Genomic DNA, 24,962 nt, shown 5'->3' with positions numbered 1-24,962 from the left:
CCCTGGTTGTGCGGCATCTGCATTGGCGGATGCCGGCATACCCTGCCGGGAGTATTTCGATGAGTTCCGTGGCTGTGTTCAGCAAGGCCTCGCCCTTTGATGCGCTGCAGCGCTGGTTGCCCAAGCTGGTTTTGGCGCCGAGCATGCTGATCGTATTGGTGGGCTTTTATGGCTACATTTTTTGGACGTTCCTGCTGTCGTTCACCAACTCCAGTTTTATGCCCAGCTACCAGTGGGTCGGCCTGCAGCAATATGCGCGCTTGATGGCCAATGACCGCTGGTGGGTTGCGAGCAAGAACCTGGCGGTGTTTGGTGGCATGTTTATCGTCATCAGCCTGGTGATTGGCGTGTTCCTGGCGATTCTGCTCGACCAGCGGATTCGCAAGGAAGGTTTTATCCGCACCATCTACCTGTACCCGATGGCGCTCTCCATGATCGTCACCGGTACGGCCTGGAAATGGCTGCTCAACCCGGGCCTGGGGCTGGATAAAATGCTTCGTGACTGGGGCTGGGAAGGCTTTCGCTTTGACTGGCTGCTGGATCAGGACCGGGTGGTGTACTGCCTGGTGATCGCGGCGGTATGGCAGGCCTCCGGATTTGTCATGGCGATGTTTCTGGCCGGGTTGCGCGGGGTTGATCAGTCGATCATTCGTGCCGCTCAGGTCGACGGCGCAAACTTGCCGACCATCTACTTGCGCATTGTCCTGCCGAGCCTGCGACCGGTGTTTTTCAGCGCTTTCATGATCCTGGCGCACATTGCCATCAAGAGCTTCGACCTGGTGTCAGCGATGACTGCTGGAGGCCCTGGCTACTCCTCGGATCTGCCTGCGATGTTCATGTACTCCTTTACTTTCAGCCGTGGGCAAATGGGCATCGGTTCTGCCAGCGCGATCATGATGCTGGGTGCGATTCTGGCCATTCTCGTGCCGTATCTGTATTCCGAGCTGAGGAACAAACGCCATGATTAATGCTCAGCGTTTTACCTTCAGCCGTATGGCGATCTACGCCACCCTGATCCTTGCGGCGGCGGTGTATCTGGTGCCGCTGGTGGTGATGCTGCTTACCAGTTTCAAAACCCCGGAAGACATCCGCACCGGCAACCTGCTGAGCTGGCCGCAAGTAATCGACGGTATCGGCTGGATCAAGGCCTGGGACACGGTGGGCGGGTATTTCTGGAACTCGGTGAAAATCACCGTGCCAGCGGTCCTGATTTCGACCTTTATCGGCGCCATGAACGGTTATGTCCTGTCGATGTGGCGTTTTCGCGGCTCGCAGCTGTTTTTCGGCCTGCTGTTGTTTGGCTGCTTCCTGCCGTTTCAGACGGTGTTGCTGCCGGCCTCGTTCACTATCGGCAAACTGGGGCTGGCCAACACCACCACCGGCCTGGTGCTGGTGCATGTGGTCTACGGTCTGGCCTTTACCACGCTGTTTTTCCGCAACTACTACGTGAGTATCCCGGATGCGCTGGTCAAGGCTGCGCGTCTGGACGGTGCGGGCTTTTTCACTATTTTCGGGCGCATCCTGCTGCCGATGTCGGTGCCCATCGTCATGGTCTGCCTGATCTGGCAGTTCACACAAATCTGGAACGACTTTCTGTTTGGTGTGGTGTTTGCCAGTGGCGATGCGCAGCCGATTACGGTGGCGCTCAACAACCTGGTCAATACCAGCACCGGCGCCAAGGAATACAACGTGGACATGGCTGCGGCCATGATTGCGGGGCTGCCGACGCTGCTGGTCTACATCTTTGCGGGCAAGTATTTTCTGCGCGGGCTGACGTCCGGCGCGGTCAAGGGGTAAGGCATGGCGACTCTAGAATTACGCAACGTAAATAAATCCTACGGCAAGGGTTTGCCCGACACGCTGAAAAACATCGAGCTGAAAATCGATGACGGCGAGTTCCTGATTCTGGTGGGCCCTTCGGGCTGCGGCAAATCAACCCTGATGAACTGCATCGCCGGTCTTGAGAGCATCAGTGGCGGGGCGATTCTGGTGGACGATGCCGATATCAGCGGCATGAGCCCCAAGGACCGTGACATCGCCATGGTGTTTCAGTCCTACGCGCTGTACCCGACCATGAATGTCCGCGACAACATTGCCTTCGGCCTGAAGATCCGCAAGATGAGTGCGGCAGCCATTGACGAAGAAGTGGCGCGGGTGTCCAAACTGCTGCAGATCGAGCACCTGCTGACGCGCAAGCCCGGCCAGCTGTCCGGTGGCCAGCAGCAGCGCGTGGCCATGGGCCGGGCGCTGGCGCGGCGGCCGAAGATCTACCTGTTCGACGAGCCGCTGTCCAACCTCGATGCCAAGCTGCGGGTCGAGATGCGCACCGAAATGAAGCTGATGCACCAGCGCCTGAAAACCACCACCGTCTACGTTACCCACGACCAGATCGAAGCCATGACCCTGGGCGACAAAGTGGCGGTGATGAAGGACGGCATCATTCAGCAGTTCGGTACGCCGAAACAGATCTACAACGACCCGGCCAACCTGTTTGTCGCCAGTTTTATTGGCTCGCCACCGATGAACTTTATCCCCCTGCGTTTGCAGCGTCGCGACGGCCGCTTGCTGGCCTTGCTCGACAGCGGCCAGGCGCGTTGCGAGCTGCCGCTGGGCATGCAGGACGCCGGGCTGGAAGACCGCGATGTGATCGTGGGCATCCGCGCCGAGCAAATTGTGCTGGCGCCAGCCGAACCCAATGGCCTGCCGGTTATTCGCGCCGAGGTGCAGGTTGTCGAACCCACCGGCCCCGATACCCTGGTTTTTGTCAGCCTCAACGGCATCAAAGTGTGCTGCCGCATGGCTCCGGATGATGCCCCTGCGGTCGGTCAGAGCCTCAATTTGCAGTTCGATCCTGCCAAAGTGCTACTGTTTGATGCGAATACGGGGGAGCGTCTGGGGGCGATGAGTTCGCCTCAGGCTCAAGGCCGGGCTGATAACGTGGCGCAATTCAAGGGTCGTTAAGTCAACAGGGAGCCTGTTACCGGGCCTCCTTGCAGTTGTGCCGCGTTAAACAAAGCCAATAAGAAGACAACGAGGATTAAAGGGATGACTAACAGAATGACCCGCACCCGTCTGGCCTGCCAGCTATCGGCAATTGTCGCGCTAGGTCTGGGTGCAAGCAGTGTCTACGCCGACGAAGCCTTCAGTGCCGATTCGAAATGGATGACGGGCGACTGGGGCGGCGAGCGCACCAGACTGATCGAGCAGGGTATCGACATCAAGGCCGATTATGTCGGTGAAGTGGGCGCCAACCTGCACGGTGGCTACAACGACGACAAGACCGCACGCTACAGCGACCAGTTTGGTCTGGGTGTGGCGCTGGACCTGCAAAAGCTGTGGGGCTGGGACAACACCCAGGCGAAGATCCAGCTGACCAACCGTAATGGTCAGAATATTTCCAATGACCGTGTCGGTGATCCGCGTGCAGGGACCTTGAGTTCCTCCCAGGAAGTCTATGGCCGTGGCCATATGGTGCGTCTGACCCAATTGTGGATCCAGCACCAGTTCCTCGATGGCAAACTGGACGTCAAGGCCGGTTATTTCGGTGAAGGCGAGGACTTCAACACCTTCCCGTGCGAATTCCAGAACCTGGCGTTCTGTGGCTCGCAGGTGGGTAACTGGGCCACCAACCTCTGGTACAACTGGCCGGTCAGCCAGGCGGCGCTGCGCGTGAAGTACAACATCACGCCTGAGTTGTACACGCAAATCGGTGCGTACAACCAGAACCCGTCGCAACTGGAGCACGGCAACGGCTTCAAGCTCAGCGGCAGCGGTACCAAGGGCACTGTGTTGCCGGTTGAGTTGGTGTGGTCGCCCAAGGTCAATGACCTGCCGGGCGAATACCGTGTGGGTTACTACAAGAGCACGGCGCCTGCCGATGACGTGAAGGTCAATATCACCAATGATGGTCAGGACTATCGCGTACGTGACAGCAAACACGGCTACTGGTTTGTCGTGCAGCAGCAACTCACCAGCCACAACGGTGACGCTTCGCGCGGCCTGCATATCGCGGCCAACGCCACTTTCCATGACAAGCAGACCAACATCGTCGACAACTATCAGTCGCTGATGTTTGTGTACAAAGGGCCGTTCGATGCCCGGCCCAAGGATGACATCGGCATTGGCGCCGCCCGTATTCATGTCAACGATGACGTGAAGAAAAGCGCCGAGCTGATCAATGCGTCCATCGGTGCCACCGACTACAGCGACCCCTTGTACACGCCGCTGCGCAATACCGAGTACAACTACGAACTCAACTACGGCTTCCACGTGACCAACTGGCTGACGGTGCGTCCAAACCTGCAGTACATCACTCACCCGGGTGGTGTGGACCAGGTAGACAACGCATTGGTGGCCGGACTGAAAATTCAGTCGACGTTCTAAATGCGCTAAGCTCCTTGTTTTTCCAGCGGATAGCCTTGGCTATCCGCTTTTTTTCGGGGCTGCACCCCCCGGCGCATGATTTTCAGGACTGCGGCACATGCATGAGCATCCGCTTCACCGTTTTTTCAAATCCAGACGCGAGCAGCCGGTTTTCCAGTGGGAGCGCTTTCAGCAGCGCGACGTACTGGTGATCGATCATCCGCATTGCCAGGCGGTGTTCAGCCGTCAGGGCGCGCAGTTGCTGCACTTCCAGCCGACCGGGCAAAAACCCTGGCTGTGGTGCGCTGCCAAGTGGCCGCAAGTGGGTGCGATACGTGGTGGGGTACCGATCTTCTGGCCCTGGTATGGCCGTCACCCCAGTGAAAACGCCTGGCCATCCCATGGCTGGGCGCGGTTGATCGACTGGAAGCTGCTCGACAGCAGCAGCGACGAAGAAGGGGTGACCTTGCACTGGCGCTTGCAGCTGTGCGATTGGCAGGTGGATTTGCATGCGCGATTGGGCGAAGAAATGGAGCTGCGCCTGAGCACCGAACATCAGGACGACGAGCCTTGCCAGGTGAGCCAGGCGTTGCGCGCTTACTGGCGAATTGGTGATGTTGCTGAGGTAGCGCTGTCCGGTCTGGACGGAGCGCACGGCTACGACCAGTTGAACCGTGAGGTATGCCAGCAGAAAGGCGAGTTACGGGTGGGAGGTGGTTGTCAGCGGGTGTTCCAGCATGACGGCGAAATGCAGCTCAATGACCATGCCTGGCAACGGGCTTTGAGCATCGACACGGGTGATCAGGGCAGCACGGTGGTCTGGCATCCCGGCAAGCGGCCGTTGCTGGGGGTGAGCTGGAACGAAGTGATGGGCTTTGTGTGTGTGGAGTCCACGAGTGGCGGTACCCATAACCAGGCCCTTGCCCCGGGCGAGCAGGCTCATTTGAGCTTGCAGGCGAGGGCGGGGCTTTGCAGCGTCTGATGGGGCATTACCAAGCGCTTGCCTAGTTGAACTCATCGCCCACCGGATAGCGGCTGGCGTTGAGGCTTTCCTTGATTTTGCGCAGGTGTGGCTGGAAGTCCACGCCGCGGCGCAGGGTCATGCCGGTTGCCAGTACATCCAGTACGGTCAGCTGGATGATGCGCGAGGTCATCGGCATATAGATGTCGGTGTCTTCGGGCAGCGGGATGTTCAGGCTCAGGGTGCTGGCCTTGGCCAGTGGCGAGTTTTCCGCAGTTAGCCCCAGTACCGAGGCACCGTTGGCGCGCGCAATGCGAGCCACTTCCACCAGTTCACGGGTGCGACCGGTGTAGGAAATAATCACGAACAATTCACCCGTGTGCGCCACCGAGGCGATCATGCGCTGCATCAGCACGTCGGCGTGGGCGGTGACGGCCAGGTTGAAGCGGAAGAACTTGTGTTGCGCATCCAGTGCCACCGGTGCAGAAGCGCCCAAGCCAAAAAAGTGGATCTGCCGGGCCTGGATCAGCAAGTCGACGGCGCGGCTGATAAGGTTGGGGTCCAGTGCCTGGCAGGCACTGTCCAGCGAGGCGATGGCGCTGCCGAAGATTTTTTGTGTATACGCGGCCGGATTATCGTCTGCCTCTACCGCGCGGCTCACGTAAGCTGCGCCGCTGGCCAGGCTTTGTGCCAGTTGCAGCTTTAACTCGGGGTAGCCGCTGACACCAAATGAACGGCAGAAACGGTTAACCGTGGGTTCGCTGACAGAAGCTGCCTGCGCCAGGGCGGCGATGCTGAATCGGGTCGCCTGCTGCGGGTTCTGCAAAATGATTTCGGCCACTTTGCGCTCGGCCTTGTTCAGGTCTTCGAGGCGGCCCTTGATCTGTTCGAGTAAATTTCGCACGCGGTCCATTTATGGTCCTTGGGTCAGCGATGCAAGAACCGGACTAAAGCGGTTCTGGAAGGTGGCCTATCCTACTGGTGGCCTGTGACGACCACTAGCAGGAATCTGTATTTTGAGAAAATGTTGTGTTTATTACTACATTTTTCCTTGAGTGATACCTTGAAAAAAGGTATTTGTAGCTTAACTTGATAAAAGAACAAACATCATGCCTTCGATTACGGTTGAACCGTGCACCTTTGCCTTGTTCGGCGCCCTTGGCGATCTGGCCCTGCGCAAGCTGTTTCCTGCCTTGTACCAACTGGATCGTGCCGGTCTGCTGCATGCCGACACACGCATTCTCGCGCTGGCCCGAGAGCCGGGCGAGGCTTCCACGCACCTGGCGCATATCGACAGCCAGTTGCGCCAGTATCTGGGCGAGAAGGAAATCGAAGTCGAAGCATTGAACCGCTTCCTGGCTCGCTTGAGCTACCTGCATGTGGATTTTTTCAAGACTGAAGATTACCTGGCGCTGGCTGAAATGGCCGGCACAGAGCAGCGCCTGATCGCTTACTTCGCCACTCCGGCGGCTGTGTACGGTGCCATTTGCGAGAACCTGTCCGCGGTCGGCCTGGCTGAAAACACCCGTGTGGTGCTGGAAAAGCCCATCGGTTCGGATCTTGAGTCTTCGCGCAAGGTCAACGATTCCGTGGCGCAGTTCTTCCCCGAGAACCGCACTTACCGCATCGACCACTACCTGGGCAAAGAGACCGTACAAAACCTGATCGCGCTGCGTTTTGCCAACAGCCTGTTCGAGACCCAGTGGAACCAGCGCTACATCTCCCACGTTGAAATCACCGTGGCCGAGAAAGTCGGCATCGAGGGCCGCTGGGGCTATTTCGACAAGGCTGGCCAACTGCGCGACATGATCCAGAACCACCTGCTGCAGTTGCTGTGCCTGATTGCCATGGACCCGCCTGCGGACCTGTCGGCCGACAGCATTCGCGACGAAAAGGTCAAAGTGCTCAAGGCCCTGGCCCCGATCAGCGCCGAAGGCCTGACCACCCAGGTGGTACGCGGCCAGTACATTGCCGGTTACAGCGAAGGTCAGTCGGTGCCGGGTTATCTGGAGGAAGAAAACTCCAACACCCAGAGTGACACCGAGACCTTTGTGGCACTGCGCGCCGATATTCGTAACTGGCGTTGGGCAGGGGTGCCGTTCTACCTGCGCACCGGCAAGCGCATGCCACAAAAGCTCTCGCAAATCGTTATCCACTTCAAGGAGCCGTCGCACTACATCTTTGCTCCCGAGCAGCGCCTGCAAATCGGCAACAAGCTGATTATTCGCCTGCAACCGGACGAAGGTATTTCCTTGCGGGTAATGACCAAGGACCAGGGCCTGGATAAAGGCATGCAACTGCGCAGCGGCCCGTTGCAATTGAATTTTTCTGACACTTATCGCAGCACACGGATTCCGGATGCTTACGAGCGGCTGTTGCTCGAAGTCATGCGCGGCAACCAGAACCTGTTTGTACGCAAAGATGAAATTGAAGCGGCATGGAAATGGTGCGACCAGTTGATCGCCGGCTGGAAAAAGTCCGGTGATGCGCCCAAGCCTTACGCGGCGGGGTCCTGGGGGCCGATGAGTTCCATTGCACTGATTACGCGGGACGGGAGGTCTTGGTATGGCGATATCTGATTTGAAACTGCCTGAAGGTGTGAGCTCGCACACCTTCAAGAACCCGGCGTTGTTGGCCGAAGGGCTGGCAACAAAAGTTGCCGGGCAATTGAACCAGGCTATCGCCGAGCAGGGCGTTGCCACTCTGGTGGTGTCCGGCGGCCGCAGCCCGGTGGCGTTTTTCCAAAGCTTGATCAAGCAGCCGGTCGATTGGTCGAAAGTGGTTGTCAGCCTGGCGGATGAACGCTGGGTGCCGGTCGAGCATGCCGACAGCAACGCGGGCCTGCTTAAAAAGCATCTGCTCCAAGGCCCAGCGGCCAAAGCCCGTTTTGTCGGCTTGTATAACGCTGCAGCCACGGTAGAAAAGGCTGCGCTGGAGGCCGATCAGGGGCTGGCCGAGTTGCCGCCGATCGATGTGCTGATCCTGGGTATGGGCGATGACGGGCATACCGCGTCGCTGTTCCCCAATAGCCCGAATCTGAGTGAAGCCCTGCAACTGGACAACCCGCGTCGTTGCTGGGCGATGCTGGCGCCAACGGTGCCGCACCAGCGTCTGAGCATGAGTCGCAGCCTGTTGGCGAGCGCGAAGCACAAGGTGCTGTCGATCCAGGGCCAGTCCAAATTGAACACCCTCAACGAAGCGCTGGGGGGCACAGATGTTGCCGCCTTGCCGATTCGTGCCTTCCTGCAACCTACGTTAGAGATTTACTGGTGCCCATGAGCCAAGGATCAGCTGCCATGACAACAACAATTGCGAACGTATCGATGGCGGATAAAGTCGCCCTGATCGACAGCCTGTGTGAGCGAGCACGAATTCTGCCGGTGATTACCATTGCCCGCGAACAAGACATCCTGCCTTTGGCGGATGCGCTGGCGGCCGGTGGTCTGACGGCGCTGGAAGTGACCCTGCGTTCGGCGTTCGGCCTCAAGGCCATTCGTATCCTGCGTGACCAGCGCCCTGAGCTGGTGACAGGTGCGGGTACCGTACTGGATCGCCATATGCTGGCGGCGGCGGAAGACGCCGGTTCGCAATTTATTGTTACGCCGGGCATTACCCGTGACTTGCTCGAGGCCAGTGTTGCCAGCGACATTCCGCTGCTGCCGGGCATCAGCAATGCTTCCGGGATCATGGAAGGCTATGGCTTGGGTTACCGCCGTTTCAAACTGTTCCCTGCAGAAGTCAGCGGCGGTGTAGCGGCGATCAAGGCCCTGGGCGGCCCTTTTGGCGAAGTGAAATTCTGCCCGACCGGCGGTGTTGGTCCGGCTAATATCCGCAACTACATGGCCTTGAAAAACGTGATGTGCGTGGGCGGTAGCTGGATGCTGGACAGCGAATGGATCAAGAACGGCGACTGGGCCCGAATCCAGGAATGCACCGCTGAGGCGCTTGCCCTGCTGGATTGATGTTTTAGTTACGAATGTGTTGTGTGTTCTACGGTTTTTGGTGCGCTTGGTCGGCGCACCTTTTTTTTGCCTGAAAAATACCCGCTCCCACAAGGTTATGTGTGAGCTTGCGAAAGCTCGCGCAGCGCCCGCACCAGTTGGTTGATGTCATCCAGCGTGGTGGCAAAGCCCACTGTTACCCGGATACAACTGCCACACGCCGAACCGTTGCGGGCTACGGTGAACAGGTTGTAGTCCTTGAGCAGGCGATCAGCCATCGGTTGTTGATCCTGCACATGGGTAAAGCGCAGCGAAGTGATTGCGCAATACAAGCGCGGATCATCGTTGACCAGCACTTCAATGCCCTCGATCTTGCGCGCCTCGCTGACCCACAGGTTGCGCAGGTAGTTGAGTCGGGCACCCTTGCCTCGGGCGCCACCCATCTCATGGTGTTCCTGCAGCACCTTGGTCAGGGTTAGCCAGGCGGGGATGTTGACCGTGCCATAAACGGCGCGGTTGCGCACATCCGGCTCGGGGTAGCGCTCATTGCCCATATCGGGGTCAATGTCGCCCAGGCGCTGGGGATCTATATACATCAGGCCCAGGGTCAGCGGCGCGCCAATCCATTTATGCAGGTTGAAACCGGCAAAGGCCACACCCAGTGCCGGCAGGTCCAGTTCGATCTGCCCCAGGGCATGGGCACCGTCCAGAATCACGTCAACCCCATGCTCTTTTGCCGCCGCAACAATGGCCTCCACGGGCATGACCAGGCCAGTGCGATGGGTAACGTGAGTGAGCGCCATCAGCTTGATCCGCGGGTTACGTTCAAATGCCTGGCGATAGCTGGCCACCAGGCTTTCAAACGTGGCTGGGTGCGTGTGGGAGATTTCGATAATTTCCAGGCCGCGTTGGCGTGCCACTCCACGCATGGCGTATTCGACGCTGTGGTATTCCAGGTCGCTGATCAGCAATTGATCGCCCGTTTGCAGGCCATTGTAGTTGCGGATCAATGATTGCAGGCCGTCAGACGCGCAAAAGGTCAGCGCCAGGCCGGCAGGGGCTACACCAAGCAACCCCGCCAGCGAGTCGCGAATTTCCAGGCCCTGAGTGGTATCGAAGTGCTGGCGCACAGGCACCGAGTTGTTGCGGTTAATAAAGTCGATATTACGCTGGTAGTCCTGTGCCACGTCGCGGGTCATACGCCCGAAGTAGCCGTTCTCCAGATTGATCGGGCCGGGCGCAAGGTCGTAGCGCTCGGCAATTGCTTGCCAGAAGTGTTCGTCGCGGGCGTTATCTTCAATCCTTGGCATGGGGCAGCTCTATCAATGGCGGGGTTTGGGTTTTCCGTGTTTGGCGCGTAACGGGTCGAGCAGGTCCGACAGGCCGTTATGATCAATCTCTTGCATCAGGGCCAGCAAGCCGCCCAGTTCTCCGTGGGGGAAACCTTCACGGGCGAACCAGTTGAGGTACTGGCCGGGCAGGTCGGCGATGATTCGGCCCTTGTATTTGCCGAAGGGCATTTCACGAGTGACCAGCAGTTCGAGTTTTTCGGGGTTCATGCAGCGGCCCTTAGATGGGTAAAGCTGTGGAAATCAAAATACAGGCAATTTGCATGAAGGCCAATTGACAGATCATGCATATAAACCGGATAAAGATTTTTTGATATTTATTAAGTTGTTGATATTTAAGGATTTTATTTAATTATAAAACTGGCACGAGCCCTGCAACCTCTATTGCACGATCCTCAACCTTGTAAGGAATTGAACAATGACTGACCTTAATAAAGAAGCCATTAGCATCCTGAACGATCTGATCGAAACCAGCAAAGACGGCCAGGAAGGGTTTAAAAGCTGTGCCGAAGATATCAAGCACCCGGAGCTAAAGGCTCTGTTTGCCAAGCGTTCAGCCGATTGCGCTGCCGCAGCTGCCGAACTTCAGGCTCAAGTTCGAGCCCTGGGTGGTGACCCGGAAACCAGCACCAGCGTGGCCGGTGACTTGCATCGCCGTTGGGTGGATGTGAAGTCCGTGTTTACCGGCAAAGACGAAGAAGCGGTGCTCAACGAAGCCGAGCGCGGCGAAGATCATGCGCTGAAGGCTTATAAAGAAGCGCTGGAAAAAATCAGCAAGCACAACCTGGTCGGCATTCGTGATCTGGTAGAGCGCCAGTACCACGGCGTGCAACGCAACCACGATCAGGTTAAGGCGCTGCGCAATCAGGCCCGTGCCCGTGCATGATTAGCTTGAAGCTGTAGTTCCAAAAATGTGGGAGCGGGCTTGCTCGTGATGCAAAAACTCGATTGATCAGAATGATCGAGTTGATGCTATCGCGAGCGAGCCCGCTCCCACATTGCGTTTTAGCCAATGCTGATCGCAGGCAGTACCGGCAGGGTCACGGTTTGTTGCTTGCGTGGCGCAATGATTTCGGCCTCGCCATCAACAACGATTTCATCGCGCTGGTTGAACACGCGAGTAGCAATGCGCACACGGAACTTGGGCAGTTTTTCCAGGATTTCCAGGCGCACGGTGAGGGTGTCACCGATTTTCACCGGTTTCTGAAAGCTCATTTGCTGGCCGACATAGATGGTGCCCGGGCCAGGCAGCTCGCAGGCTACGGCAGCACTTATCAGCGCACCACTGAACATGCCATGGGCAATACGCTCCTTGAACATGGTGGCGGCGGCGAACTCGGGGTCGAGGTGCACCGGATTGTGGTCGCCGGACATGGCCGCAAAAAGCTGAATGTCACGCTCTCCGACGGTTTTGCTGTAGCTGGCTGTCTGGCCGACTTCGAGGGCTTCGTACGGGGTGTTGGTAACCTGAGTCATCTAGCGCATGTCCTGTGACGAGTGTTTGGTTTTAAAGCTATGATTTTAAAAGCTTTTTAGGTGTAAATCTGTTTTTCGCTCATTCGCTTCGCGACGGGCGGGAGTGGCTCAATGCCTGATTTAGCCACTTAATTACATCAGCCATGACTTCATCGCGGTTGGTTTCGTTGAAGAGTTCATGCCGCGCTTGCGGATACAGATTCAGTTGCAACTGACGATTGCCGGCATTTCGCAATGCCCTGGCCAGATCAGTGAGACGCTTGCCTTCACTCACCGGATCACATTCGCCGCCGATTATCAGCAGCGGCAGGCCCGGATCGATCTGAGCGAGATTGGACGCTTTGCTGATTTGCTGCAACCCGCCGAGCAGGTCGATCCACAGTTGGTTGGTGCACCGAAAGCCGCACAGGGGGTCGCTGGCGTAGGCATCGACCTGGGCCGGATCGCGGCTGAGCCAGTCATACGGCGTGCGATTGGGTTTGAAGGCCTTGTTGAACGAGCCGAACGACAACCATTCGATCAGCGCACTGCGGCCCTTGGCTCCCTGGCGCCAACGCTCTAGTCGGGCGATCAGGCTGGCTGCACGATAGAGCGCCACCGGCTGGAAATTCGAAGCACTCAGAATCACCCCTTGCAGGCTGGCACTGTGATGCATCACATACGCCTGCGCGATATAGCTGCCCATGCTGTGCCCGAGCAAAAAAACCGGTATGCCAGGGTGGGCCTGGCCGATATGCCGGCTCAGGCTGGCCACGTCGCTGACCACAGCGCACCAGCCATCATTGTCGGCAAAATAGCCCAGGGTGCCGCGCTCGGCTGTTTTACCGTGACCGCGCTGATCATGGGCATACAGGGCAAAACCGGCAGCACACAGGGCCTGGCCCAGGTGCGCATAACGGCCACTGTGTTCGGCCATGCCATGAGCCAGCAGGACAACAGCCCTGGGTGTACTGTCCGGCAGCCACTGGTTAACGAAAAGACCGCTGCGGTCATTCGCTTCCAGCCAGAAAGTCTCAGGGGTCATGGCATTTCCTTTAATTATTGTCGTACCAGTGTATAGCGCATTTGCAAGGGGGCCAGTTAACGGGCGTTTACCCGGCAATAAGATTCAAGATGTAAATGGCGAAGATCGCTGTATTTGCCTACAACTTTATAACTGTTAACGTCCGCAAGCTCCGCTTTTCATTCGACACGAGACGCGGCCAGGCACACTCAGGTACGAGGATAAAAACAATGCAACCTGATTTCTGGAATGACAAACGTCCCGCCGGTGTACCGCTGGATATCGACATGACGGCTTTTAAATCGGTTGTTGACGTGTTTGAGCGCTCCTGCAAAAAGTTTGCGGATCGCCCGGCCTTCAGCAATCTGGGAGTGACCATCACCTATGCCGAGCTTGAGCGCCACAGTGCCGCGTTTGCCGGTTATCTGCAGGAGTACACCGATCTCAAGCCGGGCGACCGTATTGCCGTACAAATGCCCAACACCCTGCAATATCCGATTGCCGTGTTCGGAGCCATGCGTGCAGGCCTGATTGTGGTCAATACCAACCCGCTCTACACCTCGCGCGAGATGCGCCATCAGTTCAAGAGCGCCGGGATTCGGGCGCTGGTGTACTTGAACATGTTCGGCAAGCGCGTACAGGAAGTGCTGCAAGACACTGAAATCGACTACCTGATCGAAGCCAGAATGGGCGACATGATGCCCGCCGCCAAAGGCTGGATCACCAATCTGGTGGTCGACAAGGTGAAAAAACTGGTGCCTGCCTATCAGTTGCCCCAGGCCATTGCCTTCAAAAGCGTCTTGCGCCGGGGCGCGGGGCAGGTGATCCGGCCACTGGCGGTAGCGCTGGATGATATCGCCGTCCTGCAGTACACCGGCGGTACCACCGGCCTGCCCAAGGGCGCGATGCTCACCCATGGCAATCTGGTCGCCAATATGCAGCAGATTCGTGCGTGCCTGTCCCAGCATGCCGAAGATGGCCTGCCGATGTTCAAGGACGGTCAAGAGATCATGGTGGCACCGTTGCCGCTTTACCATATCTACGCATTCACGGCCAATTGCATGTGCATGATGGTTACGGGCAATCACAACCTGTTGATTACCAATCCGCGCGATATCAAGGGTTTTATCAAGGAGCTGAAAAACTGGAAGTTCTCCGGGTTGCTGGGCTTGAACACCCTGTTTGTGGCTCTGATGGACCATCCTGACTTTAAAGACCTGGATTTCTCCCACCTCAAGCTCACCAACTCAGGCGGTACTGCGCTGGTCAAGACCACAGCTGAGCGTTGGGAAAGGCTCACCGGCTGTCGCATCGTCGAAGGCTATGGCTTGACTGAAACCTCACCGGTGGCCAGTGCCAACCCTTACGGCCCGCAGGCGCGTCTGGGCACTGTGGGCATGCCGGTACCGGGAACGCTGATGAAGGTGATCAGCGATGATGGCAATGAGGTTGGGCTGGGTGAGCGCGGCGAGCTATGCATCAAAGGCCCGCAAGTGATGAAGGGTTACTGGCAAAACCCCGAGGCTACGGCCGAGGTGCTGGACGCCGAGGGCTGGTTCAAGACCGGCGATGTCGCCGTGATTGATCCGGACGGTTTTGTCCGCATCGTCGATCGCAAGAAAGATCTGATTATCGTCTCAGGCTTTAATGTCTACCCCAACGAAATCGAAGATATCGTGATGGCACACCCTAAAGTGGCCAATTGCGCAGTTATCGGCGTACCTGATGAGCGCACGGGCGAGGCAGTCAAACTGTTTGTGGTGCCGCGTGCAGGCGGGGTGACCGTTGAGGAGCTCAAGGCCTACTGCAAGGACAATTTCACCGGTTACAAGGTGCCCAAGCAAATAGTGTTGCGTGATGCTTTGCCCATGACGCCGGTGGGAAAAATCCTGCGACGGGAGTTACGGGATACCGCCTGATTCGTTCATCATGGCGACAGACGCTCGCAGGCTGAAAGGCCGCGGGCGTTTTTTTATGCCTATGATAAGGGGCTGTAATACCTGAGATAGAGGGGTTTATCGGTTAATAGAGTGTTTATACTAATGATGACTTTGGATTGTCCTACAGTCAGGTTGGTGACTCTAAACCCGGTTTTTGGCTCTAGGCGGCCTTTGGCAAAGCTGCTACTCTCGGCGCGCTTTGTGACTTCAGGGTAAGTGAAAGTCAGAGCTGTCCATTATAAAAATCAAATAAATAAGAACCGCACCCGATGCGGTGAAGAATTCGCGACGCTGAGGAGTGGGCTTCCATGATTGAAGGCTTTTGGAAGGATAAGTACCCAGCTGGGATTGCTGCTGAAATCAATCCAGATGAATATCCAAATATTCAGACGGTACTGCGGGAATCTTGCCAGCGTTTCGCCGATAAACCGGCGTTCAGTAACCTCGGCAAAACCATTACCTACGGTGAGCTCTATGAGCAGTCGGGCGCTTTTGCAGCCTGGTTGCAGCAGCACACCGACTTGCAGCCGGGCGATCGCATCGCCGTGCAGCTGCCCAACCTGTTGCAATACCCGATTGCTGTGTTCGGAGCCATCCGCGCCGGTTTGATTGTGGTCAACACCAACCCGCTGTACACCGCGCGGGAAATGGAACACCAGTTCAAGGATTCCGGTGCCAAGGCACTGGTGTGCCTGGCGAACATGGCGCATCTGGCTGAAAAAGTCGTGCCCCAGACGTCGGTCAAGTATGTGATCGTCACCGAAGTGGCTGACATGCTGTCGCCTTTCAAGCGGGTGCTGATCAATAGCGTCATCAAGTACGTGAAAAAGATGGTCCCTGCTTATCATTTGCCACAGGCCGTCAAGTTCAACGACGTGCTGAGCAAAGGCCAGGGCCAGCCGGTCAAGGAAGCCAGCCCGGTGAGCAGTGATGTTGCCGTGCTGCAATACACGGGCGGCACTACCGGTGTGGCCAAGGGCGCGATGCTGACCCATCGCAACCTGATCGCCAACATGTTGCAGTGCAAGGCATTGATGGCCTCCAACCTCGATGAAGGTTGTGAAATCCTGATTACGCCTTTGCCGCTGTATCACATCTACGCCTTTACCTTTCACTGCATGGCGATGATGCTACTGGGCAATCACAACGTATTGATCAGTAACCCCCGTGATTTACCGGCGATGGTCAAAGAGCTGTCCAAGTGGAAATTCACCGGTTTTGTCGGCCTCAATACCCTGTTTGTGGCGCTGTGCAACAGCGAGGCGTTCCGCAAGCTGGATTTCTCGGCCCTCAAAGTGACGCTCTCGGGTGGCATGGCCTTGCAACTGTCGGTGGCCGAGCGCTGGAAGACCGTGACCGGTTGCCCGATCTGCGAAGGTTATGGCATGACCGAGACCAGTCCGGTAGCCACGGTCAACCCGGCCCAGAGCATTCAGATCGGTACCATTGGCATTCCGGTGCCTTCGACCCTGTGCAAAGTGATTAACGATGCCGGCGAAGAGCTGCCGCTGGGTGAAGTCGGCGAGCTGTGCATCAAGGGCCCGCAGGTCATGAAAGGCTACTGGGAGCGTCCTGACGCCACCGCCGAGATCATGGACAGCGAAGGCTGGTTGAAATCCGGTGATATCGCAGTGATTCAGCCTGATGGCTACATGCGTATCGTTGATCGCAAAAAAGACATGATTCTGGTGTCGGGCTTCAATGTTTACCCCAACGAGCTGGAAGACGTGATGGCCTCCTTGCCGGGCGTATTGCAGTGCGCTGCAATCGGTATTCCGGACGAGAAGACCGGTGAGCTGATCAAGGTGTTTATCGTGGTCAAGCCGGGTATGACGCTGACCAAGGAACAGGTCATGACGCATATGCGTGCCAACCTGACGGCTTACAAGGCGCCCAAGTTCGTCGAGTTCCGCGACAGCTTGCCGACCACCAACGTGGGCAAGATCCTGCGTCGTGAGTTGCGAGACGAAGAACTGAAAAAGCTGGGCCTCAAGAAGTAACAGGCCTGGATACGAAAAATCCCCGCAATGCGGGGATTTTTCGTTTTGATACGGTGAAGGTCTGTTGTAGCAGCTGCCGAAGGAACACTGCAACTGTGGGAGCGAGCCTGCTCGCTCCCACAATAGGGCTTGACCTGCAACAGAGTATCTACAGGTCGGCCACAGGTTTTGGCCTTTGGGTTTATTTCTGTAAAAACTGTGCGAAGTTGACGCCAGTACCTGTAGGACGCACGTCCTGCAGATAGGAGTCCTTGTCTGCACTCAACTCCAGGCTCATGGTCGGCGTACGCTTGTGCGTTGCACGTACTACCATGCCTTCGCGTTTTTCACGCAGGAATGCAGTCGTTACCTTCAGGTGCAGCAGTTCGTCGGTGCTTGGGGTGTGCAGGAGCAGATGCACCCATTCGTACTGGCCGACGGCCAGGCGCGCCAGCGGAATATCGAACCACCAGATGTTCTTGTTGGTGTTCAGTGCGGCGAAATGGCAGTTGTTGACGCCGAGTACCGCGCCGCCGAGTTCCTGGTTCCTGCGGGCAATAGCCAGCTTTTTATCGAGTTTCATAACCTTCCTACAATTGCGGATCTTCAGCGCCATAGCCTGAATACGTCGCGTATTCTCGGGGGTTAGCGGGCAAACATAAAGCCCAACCTGCGCTGATCGACGAAATGATGGGCAGAAAATAAATGAAACTCGATGCCGGGCTAGAAGGTCAATGCTGGGTTGGCCTTTTTACGGGTTTGGCGATCCGGTGTTTTCAAAGTCGCCAATTGGGCTACTTTTAGGTAAAACCCTTCGCTTGGAGGCGTGTTGACCTCATTAACGGTGCGGCGAAAGGAGACGCTATGTTATTCCCAGGCTTGAACGGCCTGCCTTTGGGCAAAGTCTTGATCCGAACGGTCAAGGAATTTATCGACGATGAAATGTCGACCTACGCCTCGGCGCTGGCCTATCAAATGCTGTTTTCGTTATTCCCTTTCATTCTGTTCCTGATTGCATTGATCGGTTTTTTGCATCTGCCAGACTTCTTTACCTGGTTGCGCCTGCAGTCCGAACTGGTACTGCCGCCGCAAGCGCTGGAGCAGGTCAACCCGGTGATCGACCAGTTGCAGCAATCCAAGGGCGGATTGCTTTCGGTAGGTATCGTCATTGCGCTATGGACGGCTTCTGCGGGTGTGCGCCTGATGATGAGCGCAATGAATGCTGCCTACGACGTGGTTGAAGGGCGCCCTGTCTGGAAACGTTTTCCGCTGTCGATTTTCTACACGATCGGCATTGCCGGCATGCTGCTGGTCGCCGCCGCACTGATGGTGCTCGGACCGCAGGTGATGAGCTGGCTGGCGGGGCAGGTGGGGCTTGAAGACTTTGTGGTCACGCTGTGGACCATCCTGCGCTGGCCGGCGATTATTTTGCTGATGATGGTGGCAGTGGCGTTGATGTATTACGTGATGCCCGATGTTGAGCAGAAATTCCGTTTTATTACCCCGGGCTCGGTGCTGGCGGTAGTGGTCTGGATTGTGGCTTCCTTGGGGTTTGCCTTTTATGTCAAAACCTTCGCGGACTACAACGCCATGTATGGCAGTATCGGTGCAATCATCGTGCTGTTGCTTTACTTCTACATTTCGGCCGCGGTGCTGTTGCTGGGCGCTGAAATGAATGCTGTGATCGAACATATGTCGGCTGAAGGCAAAAATCCGGGCGAGAAGACATTCGATGAGTCTGCCGACCCTGATCCAAAGCAGCATGTCTCCGGCCTTGGCCGCGACCACTCCCTTAAATCCACTTCTGATGAAACCTGACCATGATTCGTGAAATCCTGAAAATGGGTGATGAGCGTTTATTACGTGTGGCCCAACCGGTGCCGGATGAGATGTTCGACACGCCAGAACTCTGGCAACTGCTCGACGACATGTTGCAGACCATGGAACACGCTGGCGGCGTGGGCCTGGCAGCGCCGCAGATTGGCGTTGACCTGCAGCTGGTGGTGTTCGGTTTCGAGCACAGCGAGCGTTACCCGGATGCCGAAGCCGTGCCGCAGACCATTCTGATCAACCCGCTGATCACGCCGCTGAGCCCGGCAGTTGAAGAGGACTGGGAGGGTTGCCTGTCGGTGCCGGGTCTGCGTGGGGTCGTGGAGCGCTTCCACAAGATCCGCTACGAAGGTTTCACCCCCAAGGGTGAGCCAATCGTACGGATTGCAGAGGGGTTTCATGCGCGGGTCGTGCAGCATGAGTGCGATCACTTGATCGGTCGTCTGTATCCGTCACGGATCAAGGACTTCAGCAAGTTCGGTTTTATTGAGGTGCTGTTTCCTGATCTGGATCCGCACACCAAGGAGTAAGGCCCATCGCTATCATCGCTTTGTTGCGTTGATAGCGAACCAGCCGCTCATGCAGGGCATGGGGCAATTCCACGTCCAGGCTAAACCCCAGCTTTTCATAAAACCCCTGCAACTGCGGGTCGCAGAACAACCAGATCGGGCCATCGACGGCAGCTATTGCCTGGCTGACCAGATCGCCAGCTACCCCTTGGCCGCGTAGCGCTGGCGCGACAAAAAGCCCGGTCAGCCAGTGGCCGTGAGCCATTGGCCGCAAACATAAACCGGCAATAATCCCCTCTTTGCGGGCGACCCATAACTGCGCTTCCCTGACCGCCTTCATCGATGATTGATGTGTGCGATAAAACTTGTTCATCAGTGGCCATAAAGCCGCTTCAAGCGGGGCGTAAATAATGGCAGTCATAAGTCCACAGGCTCGGGGGAGGGGCGCGCAGTATAAATAACTAAAAGGCAGATTTCTGCGGGTTATCTGAATAGTGTGGGTGATCTGTATTCGGAATTAAAGGGTACACATACGCATTCATTTCGAAATAACCGACTTTAAATGAAAGTTCACCATGGATCAGTGCTATACCTCAGTGAACAACCCTGGTTACTGGAGTGCATAACATGTCCAAAGGTATGGATTCAAAGAAAGCAGCGAAGAAAAAGCCGGCTAAAACAGCCGATGAAAAACGCGCTGACAAGAAAGCCAAAAAAACTGACACCGGATTGTTTGGTCATTAAGTGGATTTACCGGGGCTCGCTCCTCGGGGCCCTGTCACTTTTAATACTGCATCATCCATTTGGTAAATTTTTAAAGCGTGAGCGTTCCGTCGCAGGTTGATGGCCATTTGCTTGCGCGCGTCATTTGGCTAGCTATGCTCCATGTTTACGGGGTCGTAGCCATAAGTGCTCAAACCCTCGAAGTGCGTACAGCTCTAACGTTAAGAGTGAGATACCCAGCTGATTGGCTGCGTCTTGAAACTTTTGAATTATCAATAGACAGCACCTCCAGGGATTGAGCCATGTTTAATTCGCATCGCAAAGCCGATCTGCTCGAAAATCAACGTCTTAGCGGCTTATTAAATGACATGGCCGCTAAAGTGCAGGCTATCAGCCGTTCCATGGCAATTATTGAGTTCGCCCCTGACGGCACCATTCTGGATGCCAACGAGAATTTTTGTCGGGTTGTGGGTTATTCCGCTGACGAGATTCGGGGCAAGCACCATCGGCTATTTTGCGAAGCGGCTTACGTAAAATCCAGTGAGTACAACAATTTCTGGCGGGACCTGGCCCGAGGCGAACCTTTGAGCGGCACCTTTTCACGGCTCGACAAGGCGGGGCGTGAGGTGTGGCTGGAAGCCAGCTACATGCCCATCGTCGGCGCTGACCAGCACGTTGTGCGTGTCATCAAGGTGGCTTCGGATGTCACAGATCGAATCAATAAAGAACATGAAACCCAGAGCATCGTAAACGCCCTGAGCCGGTCGATGGCGGTGATCGAGTTTTCACCGGATGGGCGGGTAATCAATGCCAACCAGAACTTCCTCGACACCATGCATTACTCGCTGAGCGAAATTGTCGGCCAGCATCACGGCATGTTCTGTCGTCGAAGCGAGGCCGAGTCAGCCGGCTACAAGGCTTTCTGGGCCTCGCTCAATCGCGGCGAGTACCATTCCAGGCGATTTGAGCGGATCGACAAACACGGTCATACGGTGTTTCTCGAGGCCTCCTACAACCCGATCTTCGATGCCAGGGGGCGACTGTACAAAGTGGTGAAATTCGCCAGTGATATCACTGCTCAGGTCACCAACCTGCAGACTGCCGCCGAATCGGCCCACAGCACTTCGGTGCAAAACGATGCCTGCGCGCAGAAGGGCTCGCAGGTGGTGCAGCAAACCGTGCAAATCATCGAGGCCATTTCCAAAGACCTTAATGAAGCAGCGCAGAGCATTGATGCGGTAAGCAAACAGTCGGACAGTATCGGCAAGATCGTGCAGACCATTCGTGGTATTGCGGATCAAACCAATTTACTGGCGCTCAATGCCGCGATCGAGGCAGCGCGGGCGGGGGAGCACGGGCGCGGCTTTGCCGTGGTGGCCGATGAGGTCAGAAGCCTTGCGGCGCGCACCAGTGCTGCCACCCTGGAAATTGTCGAAGTGGTGCGTCGAAATCATGATCTGTCGCTGAGCGCTGTGACCAGCATGCAGTCGAGCCTTAGCCGCACAGGGCTTGGTGTTGAGCTGGCAAATGAGGCCGGGGAAGCGATTCTGGAAATCCAGCAAGGCTCCCGGCATGTGGTCGATGCCATCAGCCAGTTCAACTTGACGTTGCAACTGCATTAAAGCTGTACTGTGTACATGATGAGGGTGAGGGGCTTTAACTGCTTTCACGCACCATGAGTTCAAAGCCCATGTCCTGAACAGGGTTGGCAACTTTATTGCCTGCCATCAGTGTCAGCATCTGCTCGGCTGCGCGACGGCCAATGGCTTCCCGGGGCGTACGAATACTGCTCAGGCGAGGCACCATAAACTCTGAAGACGGGAGGTCGTTAAAGCCCAGTACGGCGATTTGCTCCGGGATTTTGATGCCGATGCGTGCAGCCTCAAGCAAGGCGCCCTGGGCCAGGTCGTCGTTGCCGAAAAAGATCGCATCCACTTGTGGATGGCTGGCGAGCAATTGCAGGAACAATTCGCCCCCCAGGCCGACCGAAGACGGACGTGGCGTCAGTACTTCAAGATCAGGGTTGTACAGTCCGGCTTCCTGCAAAGTGCGGCGATAACCCTCACCGCGCAGCAACGTGCGTTGATCGAGCTGGGCGCCGATATAGGCCAGATGTCTGCGGCCACGGGAGATCAAGTGCCGGGCAGCTGTTTCACCGGCCTGCAGCTGTGAAAAGCCGACGCAGTTCAAGCCCTCGGCGGCATCCAGCTCCATCATGTACACGCAGGGTACATTGCTGGTCTCGATCATCCGCCGTGAGCTTTCCGAACGATCAAAACCGGTCAGCAGCAGGCCTCGGGGCTGGTAGGCCATATAGTTGCGCAGCAAATTTTCTTCTTCGTCACGGGAATAGTGGAAGTTGCCGATCAATACTTCAAAGCCCCGGGGGCGCAACACGTCATGGATGGCTTCGAGGGTGTCTATAAAAAGCAGGTTGGACAGCGAAGGTACCAGCACCACGACAGAATGACTCTGCGCCGAAGCTAGCGCGCGGGCGGCGGGATTGACCACATAGTTCAGCTCGTCGGCGGCAACACGGACCTTTTCGGCCAGCTCCGTGGCAACGCTGCTGATACCGCGCAGGGCTCGCGAGGCGGTGATGGGGCTGACCCCCGCAAGGCGGGCAACTTCGTTAAGGGTGGGGCGACCCGTGGTCCGGGTGTTTTTATCGTTTTTGGAGGTGGTCATCAGGGCGGCTTGCCAAACAAAAAACAAGTCACTAAGGTAGCGCTGTCCTGGCGGACCCGCAATTGCCTGATTGCGTGTAAATCAGTTACCCCAGCTTTGTATGTCGAGAGCGTCTCCGCGTCTCCCCATAAAAATGAGAAATAGACGTCGGTAGCCTAAGCTTTGTGCTTTGCTTTCAAGTATTGAACGCATGAACAAAGACAGCGCTGTCTACGGACTGAGGTGTTTCATGAGTCAACCTATCACTGCTCTGGTCATCATGGGTGTTGCCGGCTGCGGCAAATCCAGCGTTAGCCAGGCATTGTGCCAGCTCAATGGCGCGACCCCGATTGAAGGCGATGCGTTTCACCCGGCGGCCAACATTGCCAAGATGAGTGCCGGTATTCCCCTGACCGATGAAGACCGTGCCGGCTGGCTTGACAGCCTGTGCGACGAATTGCGTCGTGCGGTTGCCAGTGGTCAGCGCCCGGTGCTGACCTGTTCGGCACTCAAGCTGCGTTATCGCGAGCGTTTACGCAGTGCGGTAGATGGTCTGGGTTTTGTGTTTCTGGAGCTGACCGCTGAGGTGGCGGCTGCCCGGGTGGCCGATCGTCCGGGGCACTTTATGCCCAAGACCCTGATCGACAGCCAGTTCGCTGCGCTTGAATCACCGACCAATGAATCCTTGGTGCTGACTCTGAATGCAGCCCAGATGAACGTTAAGCAATTAGCAAGCGCCGCCCGAGACTGGTGGTGCGAGCAGACGGTAATGGCAACTTCATGATGTTGTTTCAAACAGATAGCGCTATCTGCCTCGGCTGTAGCGGCACCCCCGTACTTGATAACAACAAAAAGGCAGGAGACGCCCCATGCTAGGCATGTCCCATAATACGTTTCTGCTGCTTGATGCAGTGGTGACCATTATCGGCCTGATCGTACTGATCACCCGATTCAAACTGCACCCCTTTATTGCCTTGATCATCGCCTCTGCGTTTCTGGGGCTGACGGCCGGCATGCCTGCCAACCTGATCATCAAGTCGTTCCAGGACGGTTTTGGCGGCGTGTTGGGCTTTGTCGGGATCATCCTGGCGCTGGGCACCATGCTTGGCAAAATGATGGCCGACTCCGGTGGTGCTGACCAGATCGCCCGTACCCTGATCCGTGCCTTCGGCAAGGACAAGGTGCAGTGGGCAATGATGTTTGCCGCCTTTCTGGTCGGTATTCCATTGTTCTTCGAAATCGGCTTTGTACTGCTGATTCCGCTGGTGTTTATCGTTGCGCGACGTACTGGCGTGTCGATCATCAAGATCGGTATCCCGCTGCTCGCCGGCTTGTCGGCTGTTCACGGGCTGGTACCGCCGCACCCGGGCCCGCTGCTGGCCATTGGCGTGTTTGGTGCCGACATCGGCAAGACCATTCTGTACGGCCTGATTGTTGCTCTGCCTACCGCGATCATTGCCGGACCGATTTACGGTACGTTTATCGCCAAGTACATCCCGGGCCATGCATCCCAGGACCTCATGGATCAACTGGCCAGTGAGCCGGAATCCAGCACCTTGCCGAGTTTTTCCATCACCCTGATCACCGTGCTGTTGCCGGTATTCCTGATGCTGCTCAAGACGTTCGCCGACGTGGCGCTGCCCGATGGCAACTTCTTCCGTGTGTGGATGGACATGATCGGCCACCCGATCAGTGCGCTGTTGCTGGCATTGCTGCTGGCGCTGTACACCTTTGGCGCCCGCCAGGGTATCGACTCCAAACGCATCCTCAAGCTGCTGGACGCGAGCCTGGCTCCTACCGCAGCGATCATTCTGATCATTGGTGCGGGCGGCGGTTTCAAGCAGATGCTGGTAGCCAGCGGTGTGGGTGACGTGATCGGCCATATGGCGGTAAACGCGCAAATTTCGCCGATTTTGCTGGCCTGGCTGGTGGCTGCAGTGATTCGTATCGCGACGGGTTCTGCGACCGTAGCGACCATTACCGGGGCGGGGATTGTGTTGCCGGTGGTGGACATGATTCCGGGTGTGAACCGTGAGCTGCTGGTATTGGCAACCGGCGCAGGCTCGTTGATCCTGTCTCACGTCAACGACGCAGGTTTCTGGCTGGTGAAGCAGTACTTCAATATGACCGTGGCTGAAACCTTCAAGACCTGGACCGCGATGGAAACCATCCTCTCGGTTGTAGGTTTGATCTTTATTCTGCTGCTGTCGTTGGTGGTTTAA

Annotated in this window: 24 protein-coding genes and 1 pseudogene; 17 read left to right on the top strand and 8 right to left on the bottom strand. The window is 56.7% G+C overall.

Annotation, left to right across the window (positions count from 1 at the left end):
- Window positions 1-59: 59 nt before the first annotated feature.
- The 5 genes from FHL07_RS12030 (at window position 60) to FHL07_RS12010 (ending at window position 5,344) form a co-directional block, all read left to right on the top strand.
- Window positions 60-968: a carbohydrate ABC transporter permease gene (locus FHL07_RS12030; protein WP_095003275.1), complete on the top strand. Its 909-nt coding sequence runs from the start codon at window positions 60-62 to the stop codon at window positions 966-968.
- On the top strand, window positions 961-1,797 hold the full coding sequence (locus tag FHL07_RS12025; protein ID WP_095020853.1) for a carbohydrate ABC transporter permease: 837 nt from the start codon (window positions 961-963) through the stop codon (window positions 1,795-1,797). The genes FHL07_RS12030 and FHL07_RS12025 overlap by 8 nt, the downstream gene beginning before the upstream one ends.
- Window positions 1,798-1,800: 3 nt before the next feature.
- A complete protein-coding gene (locus FHL07_RS12020; protein WP_095003273.1) occupies window positions 1,801-2,961 on the top strand; it encodes an ABC transporter ATP-binding protein in 1,161 nt (386 codons plus the stop codon).
- An 84-nt stretch (window positions 2,962-3,045) separates the two neighbouring features.
- Entirely contained in the window at window positions 3,046-4,383 is a 1,338-nt protein-coding gene (locus FHL07_RS12015) for a carbohydrate porin (RefSeq protein WP_138738519.1), read from the top strand.
- Between the two features lie 97 nt (window positions 4,384-4,480).
- Complete coding sequence (locus FHL07_RS12010; RefSeq protein ID WP_095003271.1) at window positions 4,481-5,344, top strand: D-hexose-6-phosphate mutarotase; 864 nt, start codon at window positions 4,481-4,483, stop codon at window positions 5,342-5,344.
- Between the two features lie 22 nt (window positions 5,345-5,366).
- Here FHL07_RS12010 and FHL07_RS12005 read toward each other — a convergent pair whose 3' ends face one another.
- The gene (locus FHL07_RS12005; RefSeq protein WP_169845242.1) at window positions 5,367-6,227 is read right to left on the bottom strand and encodes a MurR/RpiR family transcriptional regulator; all 861 of its coding nucleotides are present in this window, start codon (window positions 6,225-6,227) and stop codon (window positions 5,367-5,369) included.
- Window positions 6,228-6,432: 205 nt separating this feature from the next.
- On the opposite strand from FHL07_RS12005, the gene zwf reads away from it, so the two are divergent.
- From zwf to FHL07_RS11990, 3 genes are read left to right on the top strand one after another with little or no spacing between them, the layout of a single operon-like run.
- A complete protein-coding gene (zwf, locus tag FHL07_RS12000) occupies window positions 6,433-7,902 on the top strand; it encodes a glucose-6-phosphate dehydrogenase (RefSeq protein ID WP_095003270.1) in 1,470 nt (489 codons plus the stop codon).
- Complete coding sequence (gene pgl, locus FHL07_RS11995; RefSeq protein WP_095019695.1) at window positions 7,889-8,602, top strand: 6-phosphogluconolactonase; 714 nt, start codon at window positions 7,889-7,891, stop codon at window positions 8,600-8,602. Before zwf ends, pgl begins: the two co-directional genes overlap by 14 nt.
- A 17-nt stretch (window positions 8,603-8,619) precedes the next feature.
- Window positions 8,620-9,285, top strand: coding sequence for a bifunctional 4-hydroxy-2-oxoglutarate aldolase/2-dehydro-3-deoxy-phosphogluconate aldolase (locus FHL07_RS11990; protein WP_095003268.1), 666 nt, complete (start codon window positions 8,620-8,622; stop codon window positions 9,283-9,285).
- Between the two features lie 95 nt (window positions 9,286-9,380).
- Here FHL07_RS11990 and FHL07_RS11985 read toward each other — a convergent pair whose 3' ends face one another.
- On the bottom strand, window positions 9,381-10,574 hold the full coding sequence (locus tag FHL07_RS11985) for an aminotransferase class V-fold PLP-dependent enzyme (protein ID WP_095003267.1): 1,194 nt from the start codon (window positions 10,572-10,574) through the stop codon (window positions 9,381-9,383).
- 12 nt (window positions 10,575-10,586) lie between these two features.
- The gene (locus FHL07_RS11980; protein WP_019693207.1) at window positions 10,587-10,823 is read right to left on the bottom strand and encodes a DUF3820 family protein; all 237 of its coding nucleotides are present in this window, start codon (window positions 10,821-10,823) and stop codon (window positions 10,587-10,589) included.
- A gap of 208 nt (window positions 10,824-11,031) precedes the next feature.
- Between FHL07_RS11980 and FHL07_RS11975 the strand changes: the two genes are divergently transcribed.
- On the top strand, window positions 11,032-11,499 hold the full coding sequence (locus FHL07_RS11975) for a PA2169 family four-helix-bundle protein (protein ID WP_095003266.1): 468 nt from the start codon (window positions 11,032-11,034) through the stop codon (window positions 11,497-11,499).
- Between the two features lie 119 nt (window positions 11,500-11,618).
- Here the strand turns inward: FHL07_RS11975 and FHL07_RS11970 are convergent, their stop codons facing one another.
- Window positions 11,619-12,089 carry a MaoC family dehydratase gene (locus FHL07_RS11970; RefSeq protein WP_019829146.1) on the bottom strand — a complete coding sequence of 157 codons (471 nt, stop codon included), beginning with the start codon at window positions 12,087-12,089 and terminating at the stop codon, window positions 11,619-11,621.
- Window positions 12,090-12,168: 79 nt separating this feature from the next.
- The gene (locus FHL07_RS11965; RefSeq protein WP_095003265.1) at window positions 12,169-13,113 is read right to left on the bottom strand and encodes an alpha/beta hydrolase; all 945 of its coding nucleotides are present in this window, start codon (window positions 13,111-13,113) and stop codon (window positions 12,169-12,171) included.
- A gap of 209 nt (window positions 13,114-13,322) precedes the next feature.
- On the opposite strand from FHL07_RS11965, the gene fadD2 reads away from it, so the two are divergent.
- Together fadD2 and fadD1 are read left to right on the top strand one after the other, a co-directional pair.
- Window positions 13,323-15,011 carry a long-chain-fatty-acid--CoA ligase FadD2 gene (fadD2, locus tag FHL07_RS11960; RefSeq protein ID WP_138738518.1) on the top strand — a complete coding sequence of 563 codons (1,689 nt, stop codon included), beginning with the start codon at window positions 13,323-13,325 and terminating at the stop codon, window positions 15,009-15,011.
- Between the two features lie 329 nt (window positions 15,012-15,340).
- The gene (gene fadD1, locus FHL07_RS11955) at window positions 15,341-17,032 is read left to right on the top strand and encodes a long-chain-fatty-acid--CoA ligase FadD1 (RefSeq protein WP_095003263.1); all 1,692 of its coding nucleotides are present in this window, start codon (window positions 15,341-15,343) and stop codon (window positions 17,030-17,032) included.
- A gap of 181 nt (window positions 17,033-17,213) precedes the next feature.
- On the opposite strand, the gene FHL07_RS11950 is transcribed toward fadD1, so the two are convergent.
- Window positions 17,214-17,594, bottom strand: coding sequence for a hypothetical protein (locus tag FHL07_RS11950; protein ID WP_016782092.1), 381 nt, complete (start codon window positions 17,592-17,594; stop codon window positions 17,214-17,216).
- Window positions 17,595-17,875: 281 nt separating this feature from the next.
- On the opposite strand from FHL07_RS11950, the gene FHL07_RS11945 reads away from it, so the two are divergent.
- Window positions 17,876-18,829: a YihY/virulence factor BrkB family protein gene (locus FHL07_RS11945; RefSeq protein WP_095003262.1), complete on the top strand. Its 954-nt coding sequence runs from the start codon at window positions 17,876-17,878 to the stop codon at window positions 18,827-18,829.
- Between the two features lie 2 nt (window positions 18,830-18,831).
- Complete coding sequence (def, locus tag FHL07_RS11940; protein ID WP_095003261.1) at window positions 18,832-19,371, top strand: peptide deformylase; 540 nt, start codon at window positions 18,832-18,834, stop codon at window positions 19,369-19,371.
- Here the strand turns inward: def and FHL07_RS11935 are convergent.
- A complete protein-coding gene (locus FHL07_RS11935) occupies window positions 19,325-19,771 on the bottom strand; it encodes a GNAT family N-acetyltransferase (protein WP_095003260.1) in 447 nt (148 codons plus the stop codon). The genes def and FHL07_RS11935 overlap by 47 nt on opposite strands.
- Before the next feature lie 604 nt (window positions 19,772-20,375).
- On the opposite strand from FHL07_RS11935, the pseudogene FHL07_RS24025 reads away from it, so the two are divergent.
- Window positions 20,376-21,146 (top strand): annotated as a pseudogene (locus tag FHL07_RS24025) (PAS domain-containing protein); the annotation flags it as partial.
- The gene (locus FHL07_RS24020; protein ID WP_446730760.1) at window positions 21,123-21,695 is read left to right on the top strand and encodes a methyl-accepting chemotaxis protein; all 573 of its coding nucleotides are present in this window, start codon (window positions 21,123-21,125) and stop codon (window positions 21,693-21,695) included. The pseudogene FHL07_RS24025 and the gene FHL07_RS24020, both read left to right, overlap by 24 nt.
- A gap of 34 nt (window positions 21,696-21,729) precedes the next feature.
- Here FHL07_RS24020 and FHL07_RS11925 read toward each other — a convergent pair whose 3' ends face one another.
- On the bottom strand, window positions 21,730-22,761 hold the full coding sequence (locus FHL07_RS11925) for a LacI family DNA-binding transcriptional regulator (RefSeq protein ID WP_095003278.1): 1,032 nt from the start codon (window positions 22,759-22,761) through the stop codon (window positions 21,730-21,732).
- Between the two features lie 229 nt (window positions 22,762-22,990).
- Here FHL07_RS11925 and FHL07_RS11920 point away from each other — a divergent pair, with 229 nt between their 5' ends.
- Both FHL07_RS11920 and FHL07_RS11915 read left to right on the top strand, forming a co-directional pair.
- Entirely contained in the window at window positions 22,991-23,524 is a 534-nt protein-coding gene (locus FHL07_RS11920; protein ID WP_138738516.1) for a gluconokinase, read from the top strand.
- Window positions 23,525-23,609: 85 nt separating this feature from the next.
- Window positions 23,610-24,962, top strand: a complete 1,353-nt coding sequence (locus tag FHL07_RS11915; RefSeq protein ID WP_095003257.1) for a GntP family permease — start codon at window positions 23,610-23,612, stop codon at window positions 24,960-24,962.

Origin of the sequence: Pseudomonas sp. FSL W7-0098, from assembly GCF_005930585.1 — a bacterium.
GTDB classification, from domain to species: Bacteria; Pseudomonadota; Gammaproteobacteria; order Pseudomonadales; family Pseudomonadaceae; genus Aquipseudomonas; species Aquipseudomonas bubulae.
This window is presented reverse-complemented; position numbering and strand designations above follow the sequence as displayed.

Excerpts from the sequence above, each read along its gene's own strand:
- FHL07_RS12030 (WP_095003275.1), top strand. The coding sequence starts at position 60 with ATGAGTTCCGTGGCTGTGTTCAGCAAGGCCTCGCCCTTTGATGCGCTG.
- FHL07_RS12025 (WP_095020853.1), top strand. The coding sequence starts at position 961 with ATGATTAATGCTCAGCGTTTTACCTTCAGCCGTATGGCGATCTACGCC.
- FHL07_RS12020 (WP_095003273.1), top strand. The coding sequence starts at position 1,801 with ATGGCGACTCTAGAATTACGCAACGTAAATAAATCCTACGGCAAGGGT.
- FHL07_RS12015 (WP_138738519.1), top strand. The coding sequence starts at position 3,046 with ATGACTAACAGAATGACCCGCACCCGTCTGGCCTGCCAGCTATCGGCA.
- FHL07_RS12010 (WP_095003271.1), top strand. The coding sequence starts at position 4,481 with ATGCATGAGCATCCGCTTCACCGTTTTTTCAAATCCAGACGCGAGCAG.
- zwf (WP_095003270.1), top strand. The coding sequence starts at position 6,433 with ATGCCTTCGATTACGGTTGAACCGTGCACCTTTGCCTTGTTCGGCGCC.
- pgl (WP_095019695.1), top strand. The coding sequence starts at position 7,889 with ATGGCGATATCTGATTTGAAACTGCCTGAAGGTGTGAGCTCGCACACC.
- FHL07_RS11990 (WP_095003268.1), top strand. The coding sequence starts at position 8,620 with ATGACAACAACAATTGCGAACGTATCGATGGCGGATAAAGTCGCCCTG.
- FHL07_RS11985 (WP_095003267.1), bottom strand. The coding sequence starts at position 10,574 with ATGCCAAGGATTGAAGATAACGCCCGCGACGAACACTTCTGGCAAGCA.
- FHL07_RS11980 (WP_019693207.1), bottom strand. The coding sequence starts at position 10,823 with ATGAACCCCGAAAAACTCGAACTGCTGGTCACTCGTGAAATGCCCTTC.
- FHL07_RS11975 (WP_095003266.1), top strand. The coding sequence starts at position 11,032 with ATGACTGACCTTAATAAAGAAGCCATTAGCATCCTGAACGATCTGATC.
- FHL07_RS11970 (WP_019829146.1), bottom strand. The coding sequence starts at position 12,089 with ATGACTCAGGTTACCAACACCCCGTACGAAGCCCTCGAAGTCGGCCAG.
- FHL07_RS11965 (WP_095003265.1), bottom strand. The coding sequence starts at position 13,113 with ATGACCCCTGAGACTTTCTGGCTGGAAGCGAATGACCGCAGCGGTCTT.
- fadD2 (WP_138738518.1), top strand. The coding sequence starts at position 13,323 with ATGCAACCTGATTTCTGGAATGACAAACGTCCCGCCGGTGTACCGCTG.
- fadD1 (WP_095003263.1), top strand. The coding sequence starts at position 15,341 with ATGATTGAAGGCTTTTGGAAGGATAAGTACCCAGCTGGGATTGCTGCT.
- FHL07_RS11950 (WP_016782092.1), bottom strand. The coding sequence starts at position 17,594 with ATGAAACTCGATAAAAAGCTGGCTATTGCCCGCAGGAACCAGGAACTC.
- FHL07_RS11945 (WP_095003262.1), top strand. The coding sequence starts at position 17,876 with ATGTTATTCCCAGGCTTGAACGGCCTGCCTTTGGGCAAAGTCTTGATC.
- def (WP_095003261.1), top strand. The coding sequence starts at position 18,832 with ATGATTCGTGAAATCCTGAAAATGGGTGATGAGCGTTTATTACGTGTG.
- FHL07_RS11935 (WP_095003260.1), bottom strand. The coding sequence starts at position 19,771 with ATGACTGCCATTATTTACGCCCCGCTTGAAGCGGCTTTATGGCCACTG.
- FHL07_RS11925 (WP_095003278.1), bottom strand. The coding sequence starts at position 22,761 with ATGACCACCTCCAAAAACGATAAAAACACCCGGACCACGGGTCGCCCC.
- FHL07_RS11920 (WP_138738516.1), top strand. The coding sequence starts at position 22,991 with ATGAGTCAACCTATCACTGCTCTGGTCATCATGGGTGTTGCCGGCTGC.
- FHL07_RS11915 (WP_095003257.1), top strand. The coding sequence starts at position 23,610 with ATGCTAGGCATGTCCCATAATACGTTTCTGCTGCTTGATGCAGTGGTG.